Origin of the sequence: Agrobacterium tumefaciens, from assembly GCF_017726655.1 — a bacterium.
GTDB lineage: Bacteria > Pseudomonadota > Alphaproteobacteria > Rhizobiales > Rhizobiaceae > Agrobacterium > Agrobacterium tumefaciens_B.
The window spans coordinates 427,501-444,278 of the sequence record NZ_CP072309.1; the positions used below are offsets into that span (position 1 = coordinate 427,501).

General features: G+C 58.9%; 12 protein-coding genes (1 of these 12 running past the window's edge). 4 read left to right on the forward strand and 8 right to left on the reverse strand.

Annotated features, from left to right (window positions below):
• On the forward strand, positions 1-725 hold the 3' end of the coding sequence (locus tag AT6N2_RS16095; protein WP_063947243.1) for a M23 family metallopeptidase. 1,222 nt of this gene lie to the left of the window's left edge; 725 of the gene's 1,947 nt are visible here — the last part of the coding sequence; the start codon falls outside the window, past its left edge; it ends in the stop codon at positions 723-725.
• 69 nt (positions 726-794) lie between these two features.
• Here AT6N2_RS16095 and clpB read toward each other — a convergent pair whose 3' ends face one another.
• The 6 genes from clpB to AT6N2_RS16125 form a co-directional block, all read right to left on the reverse strand.
• Positions 795-3,413 (reverse strand): ATP-dependent chaperone ClpB, encoded by a 2,619-nt coding sequence (gene clpB, locus AT6N2_RS16100; protein WP_209090186.1) that lies wholly within the window; start codon positions 3,411-3,413, stop codon positions 795-797.
• Between the two features lie 351 nt (positions 3,414-3,764).
• Positions 3,765-4,550, reverse strand: a complete 786-nt coding sequence (locus AT6N2_RS16105; protein ID WP_063947241.1) for a DUF4167 domain-containing protein — start codon at positions 4,548-4,550, stop codon at positions 3,765-3,767.
• Positions 4,551-4,941: 391 nt separating this feature from the next.
• The gene (prmC, locus tag AT6N2_RS16110) at positions 4,942-5,817 is read right to left on the reverse strand and encodes a peptide chain release factor N(5)-glutamine methyltransferase (RefSeq protein ID WP_209090187.1); all 876 of its coding nucleotides are present in this window, start codon (positions 5,815-5,817) and stop codon (positions 4,942-4,944) included.
• A complete protein-coding gene (gene prfA, locus AT6N2_RS16115) occupies positions 5,814-6,893 on the reverse strand; it encodes a peptide chain release factor 1 (RefSeq protein WP_063947239.1) in 1,080 nt (359 codons plus the stop codon). Before prfA ends, prmC begins: the two co-directional genes overlap by 4 nt.
• A 29-nt stretch (positions 6,894-6,922) precedes the next feature.
• Positions 6,923-9,190, reverse strand: a complete 2,268-nt coding sequence (gene ptsP / locus AT6N2_RS16120; RefSeq protein ID WP_063947238.1) for a phosphoenolpyruvate--protein phosphotransferase — start codon at positions 9,188-9,190, stop codon at positions 6,923-6,925.
• A 175-nt stretch (positions 9,191-9,365) separates the two neighbouring features.
• Positions 9,366-10,643, reverse strand: a complete 1,278-nt coding sequence (locus AT6N2_RS16125; RefSeq protein ID WP_063947260.1) for an aspartate kinase — start codon at positions 10,641-10,643, stop codon at positions 9,366-9,368.
• Between the two features lie 389 nt (positions 10,644-11,032).
• Between AT6N2_RS16125 and AT6N2_RS16130 the strand changes: the two genes are divergently transcribed.
• Positions 11,033-12,880, forward strand: coding sequence for a DEAD/DEAH box helicase (locus tag AT6N2_RS16130; RefSeq protein ID WP_063947237.1), 1,848 nt, complete (start codon positions 11,033-11,035; stop codon positions 12,878-12,880).
• 292 nt (positions 12,881-13,172) lie between these two features.
• Here AT6N2_RS16130 and AT6N2_RS16135 read toward each other — a convergent pair whose 3' ends face one another.
• Together AT6N2_RS16135 and nspC are read right to left on the reverse strand one after the other, a co-directional pair.
• Entirely contained in the window at positions 13,173-14,411 is a 1,239-nt protein-coding gene (locus AT6N2_RS16135) for a saccharopine dehydrogenase family protein (RefSeq protein WP_006698037.1), read from the reverse strand.
• A gap of 59 nt (positions 14,412-14,470) precedes the next feature.
• Positions 14,471-15,568 (reverse strand): carboxynorspermidine decarboxylase, encoded by a 1,098-nt coding sequence (gene nspC / locus AT6N2_RS16140; RefSeq protein ID WP_209090188.1) that lies wholly within the window; start codon positions 15,566-15,568, stop codon positions 14,471-14,473.
• 279 nt (positions 15,569-15,847) lie between these two features.
• Here nspC and AT6N2_RS16145 point away from each other — a divergent pair, with 279 nt between their 5' ends.
• Together AT6N2_RS16145 and AT6N2_RS16150 are read left to right on the forward strand one after the other, a co-directional pair.
• Positions 15,848-16,192, forward strand: coding sequence for a DUF883 family protein (locus AT6N2_RS16145; protein WP_063947235.1), 345 nt, complete (start codon positions 15,848-15,850; stop codon positions 16,190-16,192).
• 4 nt (positions 16,193-16,196) lie between these two features.
• Complete coding sequence (locus AT6N2_RS16150; RefSeq protein WP_209090189.1) at positions 16,197-16,634, forward strand: hypothetical protein; 438 nt, start codon at positions 16,197-16,199, stop codon at positions 16,632-16,634.
• Positions 16,635-16,778: the final 144 nt, after the last annotated feature.

Genomic DNA, 16,778 nt, shown 5'->3' on the forward strand with positions numbered 1-16,778 from the left:
TTCTTGCCAGCAGCGTTGATTTTCAGGCGCAGCTCAAGCCGACCGATACGCTCGAGGCCTTCTTTTCCGTAGAAGACGCGGACGGCATGGCGACGGACAAATCCGAGCTACTCTACGTCAACGCCAAATTCGGCGACAACGAGACCCGGTTTTACCGATTCCAGAATTCGGATGACAACAGCATCGATTATTTCGATGAGAACGGCAAAAGCATCCGCCAGTTCCTGTTGCGCAACCCGGTCCCGAACGGCCGCATGACATCAGGTTTTGGCATGCGTCGCCACCCCGTCCTGAAGTTCAGTCGCATGCATACCGGCACCGATTGGGCCGCACCACGCGGGACCCCGATCATCGCGACGGGTAACGGCACCGTGGAAAAGGCCGGCTGGGCCTCCGGTTACGGCAACCAGACGCTGATCCGTCACGCCAACGGCTATGTATCCTCCTATAACCACCAGAGCGCCATCGCCAAGGGGGTGACCGAAGGCTCCAAGGTGCGGCAGGGGCAGGTCATTGGTTATGTGGGGTCGACCGGGCTTTCTACCGGTGCCCATCTGCATTACGAGTTGATTGTCAACGGCACCAAGGTGGACGCCATGAAAGTCCGCCTGCCAGGCGGCAAGTCGCTTTCCGGCGAGGCTCTGGCGCGTTTCTCAGACGAGAGAAAGCGCATCGATAATCTGCTGAATATCGATGAGAAAAATAAGCAGGTAGCGAGCCGCTAATCCGCGAGAAATCTGAGATCGTCAGAAACGACCATGCGAAAAGGGCTCCGTTTCCGGAGCCCTCTCGTTTTATGCCGCATCGGCGGTCTCGGCCTCACCCTTCGCGGGCTTGACCTTGAACAGCAGCCGATCGGTTCCCGAGGTGACCTTGACCCGCGAACCATCAGGAATTTCGCCACCGAGGATCATCTCGGCGAGCCGGTCCTGAACGGATTTCTGGATCACCCGCTTCAGCGGTCGAGCGCCATAGGCAGGATCGTAACCCTTGTTGGCAAGCCAGGTTCGGGCATCCTCATCCAGTTCGAGCGAAATCTTGCGATCGCCAAGCAGCGAAACGAGACGCTTCAACTGGATTTCCACGATCGCACCCATTTCGTCGCGCCGCAGGCGATGGAACAGGATGATATCGTCGATACGGTTTAGGAATTCCGGCCGGAAATGCGACCGAACCCGCTCCATCACCAGTTCACGAACCGAATCCACATCGTCATTGTCGCCCATCTGCGTCATGAATTCCGAACCGAGGTTCGAGGTCATGATGATGATCGTGTTCTTGAAATCGACGGTGCGGCCCTGGCCATCCGTCAGACGGCCATCATCCAGCACCTGCAGCAGGACGTTGAAGACATCCGGATGCGCTTTTTCGATCTCGTCAAACAGCACGACCTGATAGGGCCGGCGGCGAACCGCTTCCGTGAGCGCCCCACCCTCTTCATAACCGACATAGCCGGGAGGCGCGCCGATCAGCCGGGCAACGGAGTGCTTCTCCATATATTCCGACATGTCGAGGCGAACCATCGCGGTTTCGTCGTCGAACAGGAAGCGGGCGAGCGACTTGGTAAGCTCGGTCTTGCCCACGCCCGTCGGGCCGAGGAAGATGAACGAACCGATCGGCCGGTTGGGATCCTGCAGGCCGGCACGCGAACGGCGGACAGCCTTGGAAACCGCCTGAACGGCCTCGCCCTGCCCGACAACGGACTTGGCAAGTTCGTCTTCCATGCGCAGCAGCTTTTCACGCCGGCCTTCGAGCATCTTATCGACCGGAATGCCGGTCCAGCGGGACACGACATGAGCGATGTTGTCGGCCGTGACCACTTCCTGCACCATCGAGCCGGCACCGCTGCTGTCGCGGGCTTCCGCCGCAGCCAGTTCCTTTTCGAGGCCAGGAATGATGCCATAGGTCAACTCGCCGGCCCGCTGGAACTGACCGTTGCGCTGAGCAATCGCCAATTCGTTGCGGGCCTCATCCAGCCGCTTCTTAAGATCGGCGGCGTGGCCGAGCTTCTGCTTTTCCGCCTGCCAGCGGGCCGTCAGCGCATCCGCCTTTTCTTCCGTATCCGCCAGCTCGTCTTCCAGCTTCTTCAGGCGATCAGCGGAGGACTGGTCAGTTTCCTGCTTCAGGGCTTCGCGTTCGATCTTCAACTGAATGATGCGGCGATCCAGTTCGTCCAGCTCCTCCGGCTTGGAATCCACCTGCATGCGAAGACGCGAGGCGGCCTCGTCCATCAGGTCGATTGCCTTATCAGGCAAGAACCGATCAGTGATGTAGCGGTTGGAAAGCGTCGCAGCCGCAACCAGGGCCGAATCCGAGATGCGGACCTTGTGGTGCTGTTCGTATTTTTCCTTCAACCCGCGCAGGATCGAGATCGTGTCCTCAACGGTCGGCTCGTCCACCAACACGGGCTGGAACCGGCGGGCAAGGGCCGGATCCTTTTCGACGTGCTTGCGGTATTCATCGAGCGTTGTGGCGCCCACGCAGTGCAGCTCACCACGGGCAAGAGCGGGCTTGAGCAGGTTGGACGCATCCATGGCGCCATCCGCCTTGCCAGCACCGACAAGCGTGTGCATCTCGTCGATGAACAGGATGATGCCGCCATTTTCGGCCTGTACCTCATTAAGGACAGCCTTCAGGCGCTCCTCGAACTCACCGCGATATTTTGCGCCGGCAATCAGCGCTCCCATATCGAGCGCCATTAGCTTCTTCTCTTTCAAGCTTTCAGGCACGTCGCCATTGACGATGCGCAGCGCAAGGCCCTCCGCGATAGCTGTTTTACCGACGCCTGGTTCACCGATCAAAACGGGGTTGTTCTTGGTACGGCGCGACAGGACCTGAATGGTGCGGCGAATCTCGTCGTCGCGACCGATAACAGGGTCGAGCTTGCCTTCGCGGGCTTCTTCCGTCAGGTCGCGCGCGAACTTCTTCAGCGCATCGAAGCCCTGTTCAGCGTTGGCGCTGTCAGCCGTGCGGCCCTTGCGAATGTCATTGATGACCTGATTAAGCGCCTGTGCGGTCGCACCCGCCTTCTTCAGGGAAGCCGAGGTGGACGCAGAGCTTTCGATTGCAAGCGCCTGCAGAAGACGCTCGACGGTGACAAAACTGTCGCCGGCCTTCTTCGCAAGGTCTTCAGCAGTGGAGAAAACCTTGGCAAGCGGCGCAGTCAGCGCAAGGCCGCCGTTACCGCCGGAAACCTTCGGCAACTTCGCAAGGGCCGCGTCATTGGCGAGCCGCGCTTCCTTGGCGTTGCCGCCGGCGCGCTCAATGAGTGATGCCGCCATGCCCTGCTCGTCATCAAGCAGAACCTTCAGAACATGTTCGGGCGAAAACTGCTGATGGTTTTCGGCAAGCGCAAAGGTTTGCGCCGATTGCAGAAAACCGCGAACGCGCTCGGAGTATTTTTCAATATTCATAGTCGAACCTCCATAGACCGGTCCGCCCGCTTTCGGCACGGCTCCGGGTGTTAGGGTTGAGGCTCCCTCAAAAGGCAAGCCCCGCTACGACAGCCGTGTTGAAGAGATTTCACGCCCGTCGCCTCTCGCTGGTCGGCACCGACAATGCGGTTTTATCCTTCCTGCACGAATATGGGAGGCGTTTTCATCGGTTTAAAGGGGAGTGAATCTACCGTATCGGGAAATTTTCGGTCTACCTGACAGGTGTCAATTCGCCAGTCCAATAAAGCCGGAGAATGCGAAGGATCGCCGAAAACAAAAAACTCCGGCAAGCCGGAGTTTTTCAATCGCGATGTGATTTGCAGATGCTGCTTATTCGGCAGCATTCTCGAGAGGCGCAGCCTCTTCACCGGCAGGCTTTTCTTCGCCTTCCGCACCTTCCGCCGTGGCGGTGCGGCGCGGCCGGCGCTGACGGGGGGCAGCCGCACGGCGGGTCTTCGGGGCGCGTTCAGCCGCCGGCGCCTCGGCCTGCTGCTGCTCTTCCTCGACAGCCACTTCCATGGGCGTGCCCTCGATCACGGGCTGGGGCGCCTGGCTGGCGTCGTAAACCGGCGGCTGCTGTTCGGCGGCCATCTGCGGCTGGCGCGGCTGGCGCTCCTGCCGTTCGCGGCGATCCGGACGCTCGCGACGTTCCTGACGCTGCTCGTTTCGCTCAGCACGCTCCTGACGGTCAGGCTGTTGCGCGCGCTCGGCCTGTTCGGCCGGCTGCTGCGGTGCAACGACGCCTTCCTCGCCATCATTCACGTCCATATCGTCGCCATCGGGCCCGGAATAGTCGCCGCGGTCGTCGCGCTGGAAGCGTTCCTGCATCTGGGCCTGGGCCGATGCGATGATACGGTTATAATGTTCAGCGTGCTGGAGATAATTCTCCGCCATGACGCGGTCGCCGGAGCTCTGCGCGTCGCGCGCCAAAGCGGCGTATTTTTCCGCTATGTGCTGCGCAGTGCCACGGATTTTAACATCGGGGCCGGAACTGTCATAAGTTCTGGTCAGCGGATTGCCGCCCTTGCGGTTGAAATTATTGTTGTTACCGCCACCATTGTTATTGTTGTTGTTTCCACGCCCCCGGCCGCGCTTGTTTTGCTGTCCTGGCCTCATCAATTGCTCACCTGAATTCTGTTTTTGCTGACAATCTGGTTGTTTTCATGCAATTCCGGGCGGAAAACCGCTGGAAATTTTTCCTGAAATTGCTCCATCACGCGCCTTGCCGAAGATAACTCCTGGGCAAGACCTCGCGTATGACGACCGGCTGCGCAAATGCTGCACCGAGCCGCCTGCGAACAAAGTTTCCTGATTCACATGCCGGAAACGCCCAGCCTTTCAGGGTTCTCAAAAGAACCCGCTTCGGGACTGACCCATACCCTGACGAATCTCAGTTCGTCCTCAGCCACCCGGCATGTGGCCGCAAACTATCCCGCTTCCCGCGGAAATCCAAGCCTTTTCTTTTGCTGTGCAAAATATCCTTGAAAAAAGCCCGCAAACAAATCGCTCACAACTCTCTCCGGAAGGTCAAAACGCGATCATTACCGCCATAATCCTTGACGGCGCCCAGAAGAGAGAAGCCGTGGGAAGCAAATATAGCGGAAACATCAAGTTTTTGATCGAAACCGATCTCTACACCGACAATCCCGTTTTCCACAAGAAAACGACCTGCATCGGCGGCGATGAGGCGGTACGGCGCAAGGCCGTCCTGACCTCCGTCCAACGCGGCCATCGGGTCGTGGTTACGAACCTCCTGGTCGAGCGTTGCGACGACATCCGTTCTTATATAGGGCGGATTCGACGCAATTATGTCAAAGCGACCAGAGATTTTTTCGAACCAGTCGCTGCGTATGGTTGCGAAGCGTTTTCCGAGGCCGTTTCGGGCTGCATTTTTGGCCGCCGTCTCCAGCGCATCAAGGGAGATGTCGCTGCCGATTCCGGTCGCTTCTGGGCACTCCTTCAACAGTGCCAGACAGATCGCCCCGGTGCCGGTGCCCATGTCCAGAATACGAGCGCTGCCCTTGGCGGAAACAATTTTTTTCAGCGCCGCCAACAGCGTATCGACCAGAACTTCCGTATCCGGCCGTGGCTCAAGCGTTTCCTTCGACAACAGAAGATCCAGACCATGAAACTCGCGGTGACCGAGAATGCGGTGAACGGGTTCGCCACTGGCCCGACGTTCGATCATGGCGACGATACGGGCATTTTCTTCCACGGTGACTGGACGGTCTGGCTTCATCACGAAATCGGTCAATGAGAAACCGACGACATCAGCAATCATAACCCGCGCATCGAAAAGCGGATCGCCGATCCCGGCGGCCTGCAGCCTTTTGCGGGCGGCGGCAAGCACGCTTGCAACGCTCCCTTCGCCCGAAGTGCTCAAAGCTGCTCGCCGAGCTGGGCGAGCTGTCCCGCCTGATAATCGGCGATCAGCGCATCCAAGAGTTCATCGATCTCGCCCTCGATCATGCGGTCCAGCTTGTAGAGCGTGAGATTGATGCGGTGATCGGTGACGCGGCCTTGCGGGAAATTATAGGTGCGGATGCGCTCGGACCGGTCGCCTGAGCCGACCTGGCTCTTACGGTCGGCAGAGCGTTCGCTCTCTACCTTCTGACGCTCGATGTCATAGAGACGTGACCGCAGCACCTGCATGGCCTTGGCTCGGTTCTGGTGCTGCGATTTTTCCGAGCTGGTGACGATCAGACCCGTTGGAAGATGGGTGATGCGAACCGCCGAGTCGGTGGTGTTAACGTGCTGACCGCCTGCACCCGACGCGCGCATGGTGTCGATACGAATGTCTTCCGGGCGGATTTCTATGTCGATGTCCTCAGCTTCCGGCAACACCGCAACCGTGGCGGCGGAGGTGTGGATGCGGCCGCTTGCTTCCGTCTCCGGGACGCGTTGGACGCGGTGAACGCCCGATTCGAATTTCAGCTTGGAGAATACCCCTCGCCCGCTGATGGTGGCGATGATTTCCTTGTAACCACCCGCCTCACCCTCGCTTGCGGAAAGAACCTCCACCTTCCAGCCCTTGGAAGCAGCAAAGCGCTCATACATGCGAAAAAGATCGCCGGCGAAAAGCGCCGCCTCGGAACCGCCGGTTCCGGCGCGGATTTCAAGAATTGCACTCTTTTCATCTGCTGCATCCTTCGGCAGCAGCAGGACCTGCATGTCCTTCTCGAGATCCTCGATCCGGCTGTCGATTTCCGGCAGCTCCATTTCCGCCAGTTCGCGCATATCCTTGTCGGTCGTCTTGTCGGCAAGCAGCGCTTCGAGATCGGCGGCCTCGGAAACAGCTTTTTCGTACTCGCGTATCTTCTTCACCACCGGCTCGAGTTCGGAATATTCCGAAGCCAGCTTCACATACACATCCGCAGCAGGCCCGGCCGACATTCGCGCTTCGATTTCACCGAAACGCCTTTCCAACTCGCGCATTTTTTCGACGGGAAGCTTCGCCACCAGTCACTCCAATTATGAAACAGGTCTTGTTAGATGGGAATGGAATGCGTCGCTGCAAAGCGTAACAACACCTCGCGCGCGCTTTCCAGCGAATTGTGATCGTCCAGCGCTGCGTTTAGCTCCTCGGCCAGGCTCGCAGCATCGAGACCGAGCAGCATCGCCTTGACCGGACCGATCGCCGTTGGCGACATGGACACCGAACGGAAACCGAGGCCGATCAAAGCCATCGCCGAAAGCGGCTTGCTTGCCATTTCGCCGCACAACGTCACGGAGGTATGATGCCTTTCGCCGGCGCGCACGATATCACGCAGAATGCGCAGGAACGGCTTACCCAGGGTGTCGAAACGATCCGAGACCCGCGCGTTGCCACGGTCCACCGCCATCGAGAACTGGAACAGATCGTTCGAGCCGACGGAAACGAAATCCACCTCCTGCATCAGCTCATCGAGCTGCCACATCAAAGACGGCACCTCCAGCATGGCGCCGAATTGCAGCTTTTTCGGCAGCGCATGGCTGAATTTCGAAAGATGCTGCACTTCTTTCTGGAGAAGATCGCGTGCGGCGCGGATTTCGGAAACCTCCGTCACCATTGGCAACATCATGCGCAGTTCAGCACCTGACGCGGCACGCAGCAGGGCGCGCATCTGCGTGCGCATCAGGCCCGGCCGGTCGAGCGACAGGCGGATCGCCCGCCATCCCAGCGCCGGATTTTCCTCTTCCTGCCCGCGCATATAGGAAACGACCTTGTCGCCACCGATATCCAGCGTGCGGAAGGTGACGCTCTTGCCCTTCGCCTGCCGAAGAACCGAACGGTAAAATGCCTCCTGCTCCTCGCCCTTCGGCATGTTGGAGGCGATCATGAACTGCAACTCGGTGCGGAACAGCCCGATGCCATCGGCGCCGGATTCCTCGAGCTGCGGCAGGTCTACCAGAAGACCGGCGTTCATCTTCAGGTTGACTTTCTGGCCATCCTTGGTGATCGGCTCGACATTACGAAGCGCCCGAAACTGCTCCTGCCGGCGGGCGCGCAGCCGCACTTTTTCTTCATAAGCGCGCTGCAGATCCGACATCGGCCGTAGATGCACCTGACCGTCATCACCATCGATGATGACGGGATCGTTGTTTTCGGCTAGCGCGACGATACCCGTCGCCTGTCCGATGATCGGAATGCCCATGGCACGCGCCACGATGACGACATGGCTCGTTACCGCGCCGTCCTCGAGCACGAGACCGCGCAGTTTTTCGCGCGGATAATCCAGAAGTTCTGCCGCACCCATGGCACGCGCCAGCACAATGGCGTCGACCGGGAAATCCTGTTCGGGACCACGACCGCCAAAACCGATCAGCTGGCGCAGCAGGCGGTTGGCGAGATCGTCGAAATCGTGCATGCGTTCGCGCAGATAGGGATCGGTCAGACGCATCATGCGCGCCTTGGTGTCGCTCTGCACCTTTTCGACCGCGGCTTCGGCCGTCAGGCCGTTGCGGATCGCCTCTTCCATGCGCCGCACCCAGCCCTGGTCGTGGGCAAACATGCGGTAGGTCTCAAGGACCTCGCGATGTTCGCCTTCGGTCGGCACATCACGGCGTTGCAACATGTCGTCGATCGACAGCCGCAGGGAGCCTATGGCATCGGCAAGACGCCGGATTTCCGTGTCCGCATCTTCATTCAGCAGGTTCGTAACGACGATGCGCGGATCGTGCAGCACGACATGGCCAAGACCGATGCCTTCGCCATAGGCGTCTCCATCGATAGAGACGGCACGCGTCAGGTCGAGCTCCACGCCGGGGCGGGTGATCTTCTTCAATTCACCGCTCGCCACTATTTCAGCGATAAGCATCGCGGTTGTCTCGAGCGCTTCAACTTCATCCTCCCGATACGTTCGGCTGGCCTTGTTCTGGACCACAAGAACGCCAAGAGTGCGACCGGAGCGCAAAATCGGCACGCCGAGGAAAGAATGATAAATTTCCTCACCGGTTTCAGGGAGATAGCGGAATGCGGGATGCGCCTGCGCATCGGAAAGATTGAGCGGTTGGGCGGATGCGGCGATGGTGCCGACAAGGCCCTGCCCCATTTTCAGCTGGGCAAGATGCACGGCATCCTTGTTGAGACCTTCAGTGGCGTAAAGTTCGAGAACGCTGTCGGAACGCAGCACGTAGACCGAGCAAACCTCCGCCACCATGTTGCTGGCAATCTGACGGACGATCTGGTCCAGACGCTCCTGCGGTTCAAGGTGCTCCGCCATCATTTCGCGCAGCCGCTTGAGCAGGACGCGTGGACCTGCGGAAAGGTCTCTCATCGCGTTTGCTCCCCGACGCTTCCGATCTGAATCTCATAATATTCGAGAATCGAAACGTCATTTAAAAATTTATAGCGAGAGAAGCGCGTCCCGCAAGGGACACGCCTTCATGAAACGCCACATCGGAAGAACGCAACTCCGAAGAATCGGAGCATCGGGAACCGATGTCTCGGGTTCAAGCTTTATCGAGGCCGTAGGCGGAATGCAAAGTGCGAACGGCAAGTTCGGCGTAGGCGCCGTCGATCAGGATCGAAATCTTGATCTCCGAGGTGGTGATCGCCTTGATGTTGATGTTCTTCTCGGCCAGCGCCTTGAACGCGCTGGCGGCAACGCCCGCATGGCTGCGCATGCCGATACCAATGACCGACACTTTGGCGAGACCCGTTTCGTTCTGCGCGACGTCGAAGCCGATCTGGGCCTTGTTGTCATCGAGAACCTTGAGCGCCTTGGCAACGTCACCCGAAGGAACGGTGAAGGTCATGTCGGTGCGCGAACCGTCTTCGGAGATGTTCTGCACGATCATGTCGACATTGATGTGCGCTTCTGCCAGAGGCCCGAAGATCGCGGCGGAGACGCCCGGACGATCGGCCACGCGGCGCAGCGAGATCTGTGCTTCATCCTTGGCATAGGCGATGCCGGTTACGACTTCCTGTTCCACGATTTCATCCTCGTCACAAATCAAAGTACCGGGCGGGTTGATGAGGTCGCCCATGCCCGGTGCATCGGGATCCTCGAAACTGGAGCGAACGAAGGTGCGCACCTTGTGTACCATGGCAAGCTCGACCGAGCGCACCTGTAGCACCTTAGCGCCGAGAGACGCCATTTCGAGCATTTCCTCGAAGGCGATCTTCTTCATGCGGCGAGCCTTGGGCTCGATGCGCGGATCGGTGGTGTAGACGCCGTCGACATCCGTATAGATGTCGCAACGATCCGCCTTGACGGCAGCGGCGATGGCAACGGCCGAGGTGTCGGAGCCGCCACGGCCGAGCGTTGCGATGCGGTTATCCGGACCGATGCCCTGGAAACCGGCGACAACGGCAACCTGGCCTTCGCCCATGCGCTTGACGATATCGGATCCGTCGATTTCCAGAATGCGGGCGGCGCCATGCGCATTATCGGTGCGGATCGGGATCTGCCAGCCCTGCCACGAGCGCGCATTGATGCCCATGGACTGCAGCGTGATTGCGAGGAGACCCGACGTCACCTGCTCGCCCGACGCGACGACAGCGTCATATTCCCGCGCGTCGTAGAACGATGCGGCGTTGCTTCCCGCGACCTTGGCCGCGTTCTGTACCCAGTCCACCAGCTCGTTGGTTTTACCGGACATGGCCGAAACAACCACGGCCACTTCATGGCCGGCATCCACTTCGCGTTTCACATGCCGTGCGACATTGTGAATACGTTCGAGGTTCGCGACGGACGTGCCGCCGAATTTCATGACAATGCGAGCCATAGCCTTGACCAGTACCATCCCATTTTCCCGCCGGCTCTTTCAGAAGACGGACGGACAAGAACACACCCAGTCGGCCCTTCATGACAAAGAGCCTCAAGTTGCGGGTCTCTTAGCGAAAAGCCGGGGGGCACGCAATGCCGTTTATGAACCATGCGGTACGCCTTTTGAGCGCCTGCAAGATGTTCGGATTGTCGGCTCGAATCTCTGGCGGGATAAAGCACCCGTAAAAGAGCGTACCGCGGTGCACTGTACAAATGGCGCCATTCGCAGTATGAGCGCGGCAATGCAACCGGCCAGATGGCCGAAATGGCCAGTATCGGCTGCCCCGGAGACTTTAGGACCTATTGGTTTCGGGCGGATGCGGGCAGCTCATATCCGAAAGACGGTAGATGACAGACACCCAGGGTATCGCCCCGGCGATCGCGCAGGCGTTGGAAAAACGCGGCTACAAAGACTTGACCCCCGTGCAGCAGGCCATGCTTGCGCCGGAACTTGCCGACAAGGACGCGCTGGTTTCCGCGCAGACCGGTTCCGGCAAAACCGTTGCCTTCGGCATCGCGCTTGCGACCACGCTGCTGCGTGACAACACCCGTTTCGGCCAGGCCGCCGCGCCTCTGGCGCTTGCCATTGCTCCCACACGTGAACTGGCCATGCAGGTCAAGCGCGAGCTGGAATGGCTTTACGAATTTGCTGGCGTCTCCATTGCCTCCTGCGTCGGCGGCATGGATATCCGCAATGAGCGCCGGGCGCTGGAGCGCGGTGCGCATATCGTCGTCGGCACGCCCGGCCGTCTCTGCGACCACATCAAGCGCAATGCGCTCGATCTCTCGTCGATCCGCGCTGTCGTGCTCGACGAAGCCGACGAGATGCTGGACCTGGGCTTCCGCGAAGATCTGGAATTCATTCTGGAAGAATCGCCAGAAGATCGCCGTACGCTGATGTTCTCGGCAACCGTGCCGCGCAGCATCGCAAAGCTGGCCGAGAGCTATCAGAAGAATGCCGTTCGCATCGCAACTGCTTCCGAGCAGAAGCAGCATGTCGATATCGAATATCGCGCCATGCTGGTGACGCCCGCCGATCGCGAGAACGCCATTATCAATGCGCTGCGTTTTTACGAAGCCCGCAACGCCATCGTGTTTTGCTCCACCCGCGCCGCGGTCAATCATCTGACGGCACGCCTCAACAATCGCGGCTTTTCGGTCGTGGCTCTCTCGGGCGAACTCACCCAGAACGAGCGCACACATGCCCTGCAGGCCATGCGCGACGGCCGCGCCCGCGTTTGCGTTGCGACTGACGTTGCCGCCCGCGGTATCGATCTTCCGGGTCTCGAACTCGTAATTCACGCCGACCTGCCGACCAATTCCGAGACGCTTCTCCACCGTTCCGGCCGCACAGGCCGTGCCGGGCAGAAGGGCGTCAGCGCCGTTGTCGTGCCTGTCACGCAGCGTCGCAAGGCTGAACGCCTGCTGGAAGGCGCGAAGGTCAGCGCCGCCTGGGTTCACCCGCCATCTGCGGAAGAAATCATCGAGCGTGATGGTGCGCGGCTTCTGGCCGACCCGTCGCTGATGGAGGCCGTGGCCGAGGACGAACGCGATTTCGTCACCAAGCTGCTGGACCAGCATGGCGCAGAAAAGGTTGCCGCCGCCTTCGTGCGCCTCTATCACGCCGGACGGTCTGCTCCCGAGGATATCACCGAGGTGTCGCTCGACAACAGCCGCAAGCCGCGCCGCGACAGTTTCGAAACGGTTGAGAACAACGCACCGCGTCGCGAGCGTTCCGATTTCGCCGACAGCGCCTGGTTTTCGCTGTCCGTCGGTCGCAAGCAGAGTGCCGAACCGCGCTGGCTGATCCCGATGCTCTGCCGCTTCGGCAAGATCACCCGCCAGGATATCGGCGCGATCCGCATGCAGCAGACCGAGACCTTCGTGGAACTGGCCGCCGACGCCGTCGACCGCTTCACCTCCGCCATCGGTAAGGACATGACCCTCGAAAAGGGCATTCGTCTGAAGGCGCTGGAAGGCAAGCCGGAAATGACCGGCGGCTTCCGCGAAGACACGCGCCCGGCCAAGGCCCAGCGGAAGTTCAGCAAGTCAGACAACGCGAGCGCCCCCCGCGATGACCGCAAGGGCGACGACAAGCCCTGGAAAAAGAAAAAGGCCTTTGGCGACAAGCCGAAATATGAAGGCAAAAAGGACAAGCCTTTCGAGAAGCGCGGACCGAAGCCGACGAAGGGCTGAGGACGTCCTTCGTTTTTGGCTCTTGCAGGAAAATGGGTCCCTTTTTGTGGGACTCAAGCCGGTCGACGACCTCCTCCGTCATGCCGGACCTGATCCGGCATCCAGCCAGGACGCGTCTGCGTCGTGAGAAGACCCTTTTGCGATCAAAGACTTGATCGCGCTAGACCCCGGATCAAGTCCGGTTTGACGGAGCGGGGATGCGAAAACTTTGCAATCGATTCAGGTCGACAGATTCAGCAAAAAGCCCCGCTTTCGCGGGGCTTTCTATTTAACGCAATCAAAACGCCTGCGCTCAGAATTCCAGAGCGCGATCGCCGTTTTCGTCCTTGATGCGGTTCGGAAGACCGATCTTGTTCAGAAGGTTCAGGAACGGCTTCGGCGGCAGTTCTTCGACGTTTGCCATCTGCTTCACATCCCATTCACCTGTCGCGATCAACATGGCGGCAGCGACCGGCGGAACGCCGGCGGTGTAGGAAATGCCCTGCGAACCGACTTCTTCGTAAGCGTCCTTGTGGTCGGCCACATTGTAGATGAAGACTTCGCGTTCCTTGCCGTCCTTGATACCCTTGACGATATCGCCGATACAGGTCTTGCCGACGTAATCGGGCGCGAGCGAGGACGGATCGGGCAGCACGGCCTTGACCACCTTGAGCGGCACGACTTCCAGACCTTCCGCCGTCTTGACCGGCTTTTCGGACAAGAGGCCAAGGTTCTTCAGCACGGTGAAGACGTTGATGTAGTGATCGCCGAAGCCCATCCAGAAGCGCACATCGGCACCGTCCATGTTCTTGGAAAGCGAATGCACCTCGTCATGGCCGGTCATATAAGCCTTCTGCTTGCCGACGACGGGCAGATCGAATTCCTGGCCAACTTCGAACATCTGGTTCGTCTGCCACTGGCCATTCTGCCAGGAATAAACGACGCCCGTGAATTCGCGGAAATTGATTTCCGGATCGAAGTTGGTGGAGAACCAGCGGCCGTGGCTGCCGGCGTTGATATCGACGATATCGACCGACGTGACCTTGTCGAAATACTCATCCTTGGCAAGGCGCGCATAGGCGTTGACCACGCCCGGGTCGAAACCGACGCCGAGAATGGCGGTAATGCCCTTTTCCTTGCATTCCTCCGCGCGCTTCCACTCGTAGTTTCCGTACCACGGCGGCGTCTCGCAGATCTTGGTCGGATCCTCGTGGATCGCCGTATCCATATAGGCAACCCCCGTGTCCATGCAGGCACGAAGAACGGACATGTTGACAAAAGCCGAACCGACATTGATGACGATTTCCACGCCGGTTTTCTTGATCAAGGCTTTTGTCGCCTCGATATCCATCGCGTCAAGCGCATGGGCCTCAAGCTTCACTTCCGTCTTGAGGCTCTTCTTTTCGCGTACGGACTCGACAATCTTGCGGCACTTTTCCAAGGTCCGTGACGCAATATGAATGTCTCCCAATACATCGCTGTTCTGGGCGCATTTATGCGCCACGACCTGTGCTACGCCACCGGCGCCGATGATCAGAACGTTCTTCTTCATTTCAGGTGATGCCTCCTTTTCCCCGCAGGGATGAGCTTCGTTGGATGTTGAAACAGGGTTTAAGACAGGCTTTGCTCGAAATCGGCAAAGTCGAATTCACGAACGGCGCGAACCGAGCCGTCGAGTTCCTTGATGGCGATCGTCGGCATCTTGACACCGTTGAACCAGTTCTTCTTGACCATGGTATAGCCGGCAGCATCCTGGAAGGAGATGCGGTCACCGACCTTCAGCTCCTTGTCGAAACGGAAATCGCCGAAGATATCACCGGCGAGGCAGGACTTGCCGCAGACCATGTAGGGATGTTCGCCCTCGTTCGGCGAAACCTTGGCGCTCTCGCGATAGATCAAGAGATCGAGCATATGCGCCTCGATCGAACTGTCGACGATGGCGAGGTTCTTGCCGTTGAACAGCGTGTCGAGAACGGTCACTTCGAGCGTCGTGCTCTTCGTGATCGACGCTTCGCCCGGCTCGAGATACACCTGAACGCCGTATTTTTCGGAGAAGGCGCGCAGACGGTCGCAGAACTGGTCGAGCGGGTAATCGTCTCCGGTAAAGTGGATGCCGCCACCGAGGCTTACCCATTCGGCGCGCGACAGCAGCGATCCGAATTTCTCCTCGATCTGCGTCAACATGCGGTCAAACAGGGAAAAATCGCTGTTTTCGCAATTGTTGTGAATCATGAAGCCGGAAATCCGGTCCATCACCTTGTCAACCTTGGCGACATCCCATTCGCCGAGACGGCTGAAAGGACGTGCGGGATCGGCGAGGTCGAAGCTCGAGGAGCTGACCTGCGGATTGAGGCGCAGACCGCGCGTGATGCCAGATGCCTTGTCGGCAAAACGCTCCAGCTGACCGATCGAATTGAAGATGATCTTGTCCGCATTCGCAATGACGTCGTCGATTTCGTAATCAGCGTAGGCCACGGAGTAGGCATGGGTCTCGCCGCCGAATTTCTCGCGCCCGAGACGGACTTCATAAAGCGACGATGAGGTCGTGCCGTCCATATATTGCGACATGAAATCGAAGACCGACCAAGTCGCAAAGCATTTCAACGCCAGCAGCGCCTTGGCGCCGGATTTTTCACGCACATAGGCAATCTTCTCCATGTTGCGGAGGAGTTTTGTCTTGTCGATCAGGTAATAAGGCGTCTGCAGCATGTCGTTTCACATATTGATTGAAGTCAACGTCGGTCTTGGATGATGGGCCTTATATGATGCTTGTGACAGGAAAACAAATGTCCGGGGGTGAATTCCTTCAAAAAGGCCTTTCCCTGAAAATCGGACGAATAAAACACATGACGTTACGGAACCAAGCCTAAGCGGGCGCGTTTCCATCGCGGACAGGCGGGTGTTTCTGCCGCCGTAACGAGAGTTAAACGGCGGCGGTTTCTGACACGTCGCAACCCCGATCAACGATGTTCAGGAAGGACTTTACTCATGGCAAGCGTGCGTAGCAGCGTTAACGACAAGATCCAGCAATCCCTCGAAAGCGGTGATGCAGCCGACGTGGCAGCCCAGCTCTCCCAGCTTCGCGAAGACCTGGCAAATCTTGCCAAGAGTGTGAAGGCGCTTGGCGTTGGCGCTTCGTATGAACTGAAAGCGCAGGCAGCGCGCGTTGCTGACGATGCGATCTCTGCGTCCAGCGACATGGCCGACACCGTCCGCAACGAAATCTCGACGCTGAACGACAACCTTACCGATCAGGTCCAGAAGAACCCGTTGCAATCGCTCGGCATTGCCGTTGGCGTCGGCTTCGTTCTCGCTCTCCTGACGCGTCGATAAGCTCATGCTTGAGGCATTGCTGGTTTATCTGGGAGAGACCCAGCGTGAAGGCCGCGTCGTCACCCGACGACTGCGGTCAGTCATAATACTATCGGTACTTGCTGGGATATTTTTCCTCATCGCCTTCGTCGCAGCGGTCGTGGCGGGTTCCATCTATCTTGCCCGTCATGTCGGGGCCGGACCGGCGGCCCTCGTTGTTGCGGGTGCGGCATTCCTTCTCGGCGTCATCATGTTGGTCGCGCTTGCGATCCTCAAACGTCCCCGGGTTTATGCCACGAGGCCGATTTCTCCGCTTGCTGCCACTGCGCCTTTGACGGCGGCACCGCTTGCTCTGCAATCTCTGCTTTCACTCGCAATTCAGGCGCGGCCCTATGCCACCCTTGCCGTCGCAGTGGCCGCAGGTTTCCTCGCGACTAGAGTAGGTACGAAAAAGACCAAGTGATTTCTTGGCAGGCGAACCGAACCAACCGCGCATCCAAGCCATGGATGCGCGGTTTTTTTTATGTTACCGGCGAAGGATAAATTGGCTTGGGGCTTCCCGCGCCTCGCCGCCCTTTTTTGAACACAGTGAAATACAGTCTCGGGC

What these genes read in the sequence shown, in the direction of transcription:
- AT6N2_RS16125 (WP_063947260.1), bottom strand. Translation starts at nt 10,643, where the DNA reads ATGGCTCGCATTGTCATGAAATTCGGCGGCACGTCCGTCGCGAACCTC.
- AT6N2_RS16145 (WP_063947235.1), top strand. Translation starts at nt 15,848, where the DNA reads ATGGCAAGCGTGCGTAGCAGCGTTAACGACAAGATCCAGCAATCCCTC.
- clpB (WP_209090186.1), bottom strand. Translation starts at nt 3,413, where the DNA reads ATGAATATTGAAAAATACTCCGAGCGCGTTCGCGGTTTTCTGCAATCG.
- AT6N2_RS16150 (WP_209090189.1), top strand. Translation starts at nt 16,197, where the DNA reads ATGCTTGAGGCATTGCTGGTTTATCTGGGAGAGACCCAGCGTGAAGGC.
- AT6N2_RS16130 (WP_063947237.1), top strand. Translation starts at nt 11,033, where the DNA reads ATGACAGACACCCAGGGTATCGCCCCGGCGATCGCGCAGGCGTTGGAA.
- AT6N2_RS16135 (WP_006698037.1), bottom strand. Translation starts at nt 14,411, where the DNA reads ATGAAGAAGAACGTTCTGATCATCGGCGCCGGTGGCGTAGCACAGGTC.
- ptsP (WP_063947238.1), bottom strand. Translation starts at nt 9,190, where the DNA reads ATGAGAGACCTTTCCGCAGGTCCACGCGTCCTGCTCAAGCGGCTGCGC.
- nspC (WP_209090188.1), bottom strand. Translation starts at nt 15,568, where the DNA reads ATGCTGCAGACGCCTTATTACCTGATCGACAAGACAAAACTCCTCCGC.
- AT6N2_RS16105 (WP_063947241.1), bottom strand. Translation starts at nt 4,550, where the DNA reads ATGAGGCCAGGACAGCAAAACAAGCGCGGCCGGGGGCGTGGAAACAAC.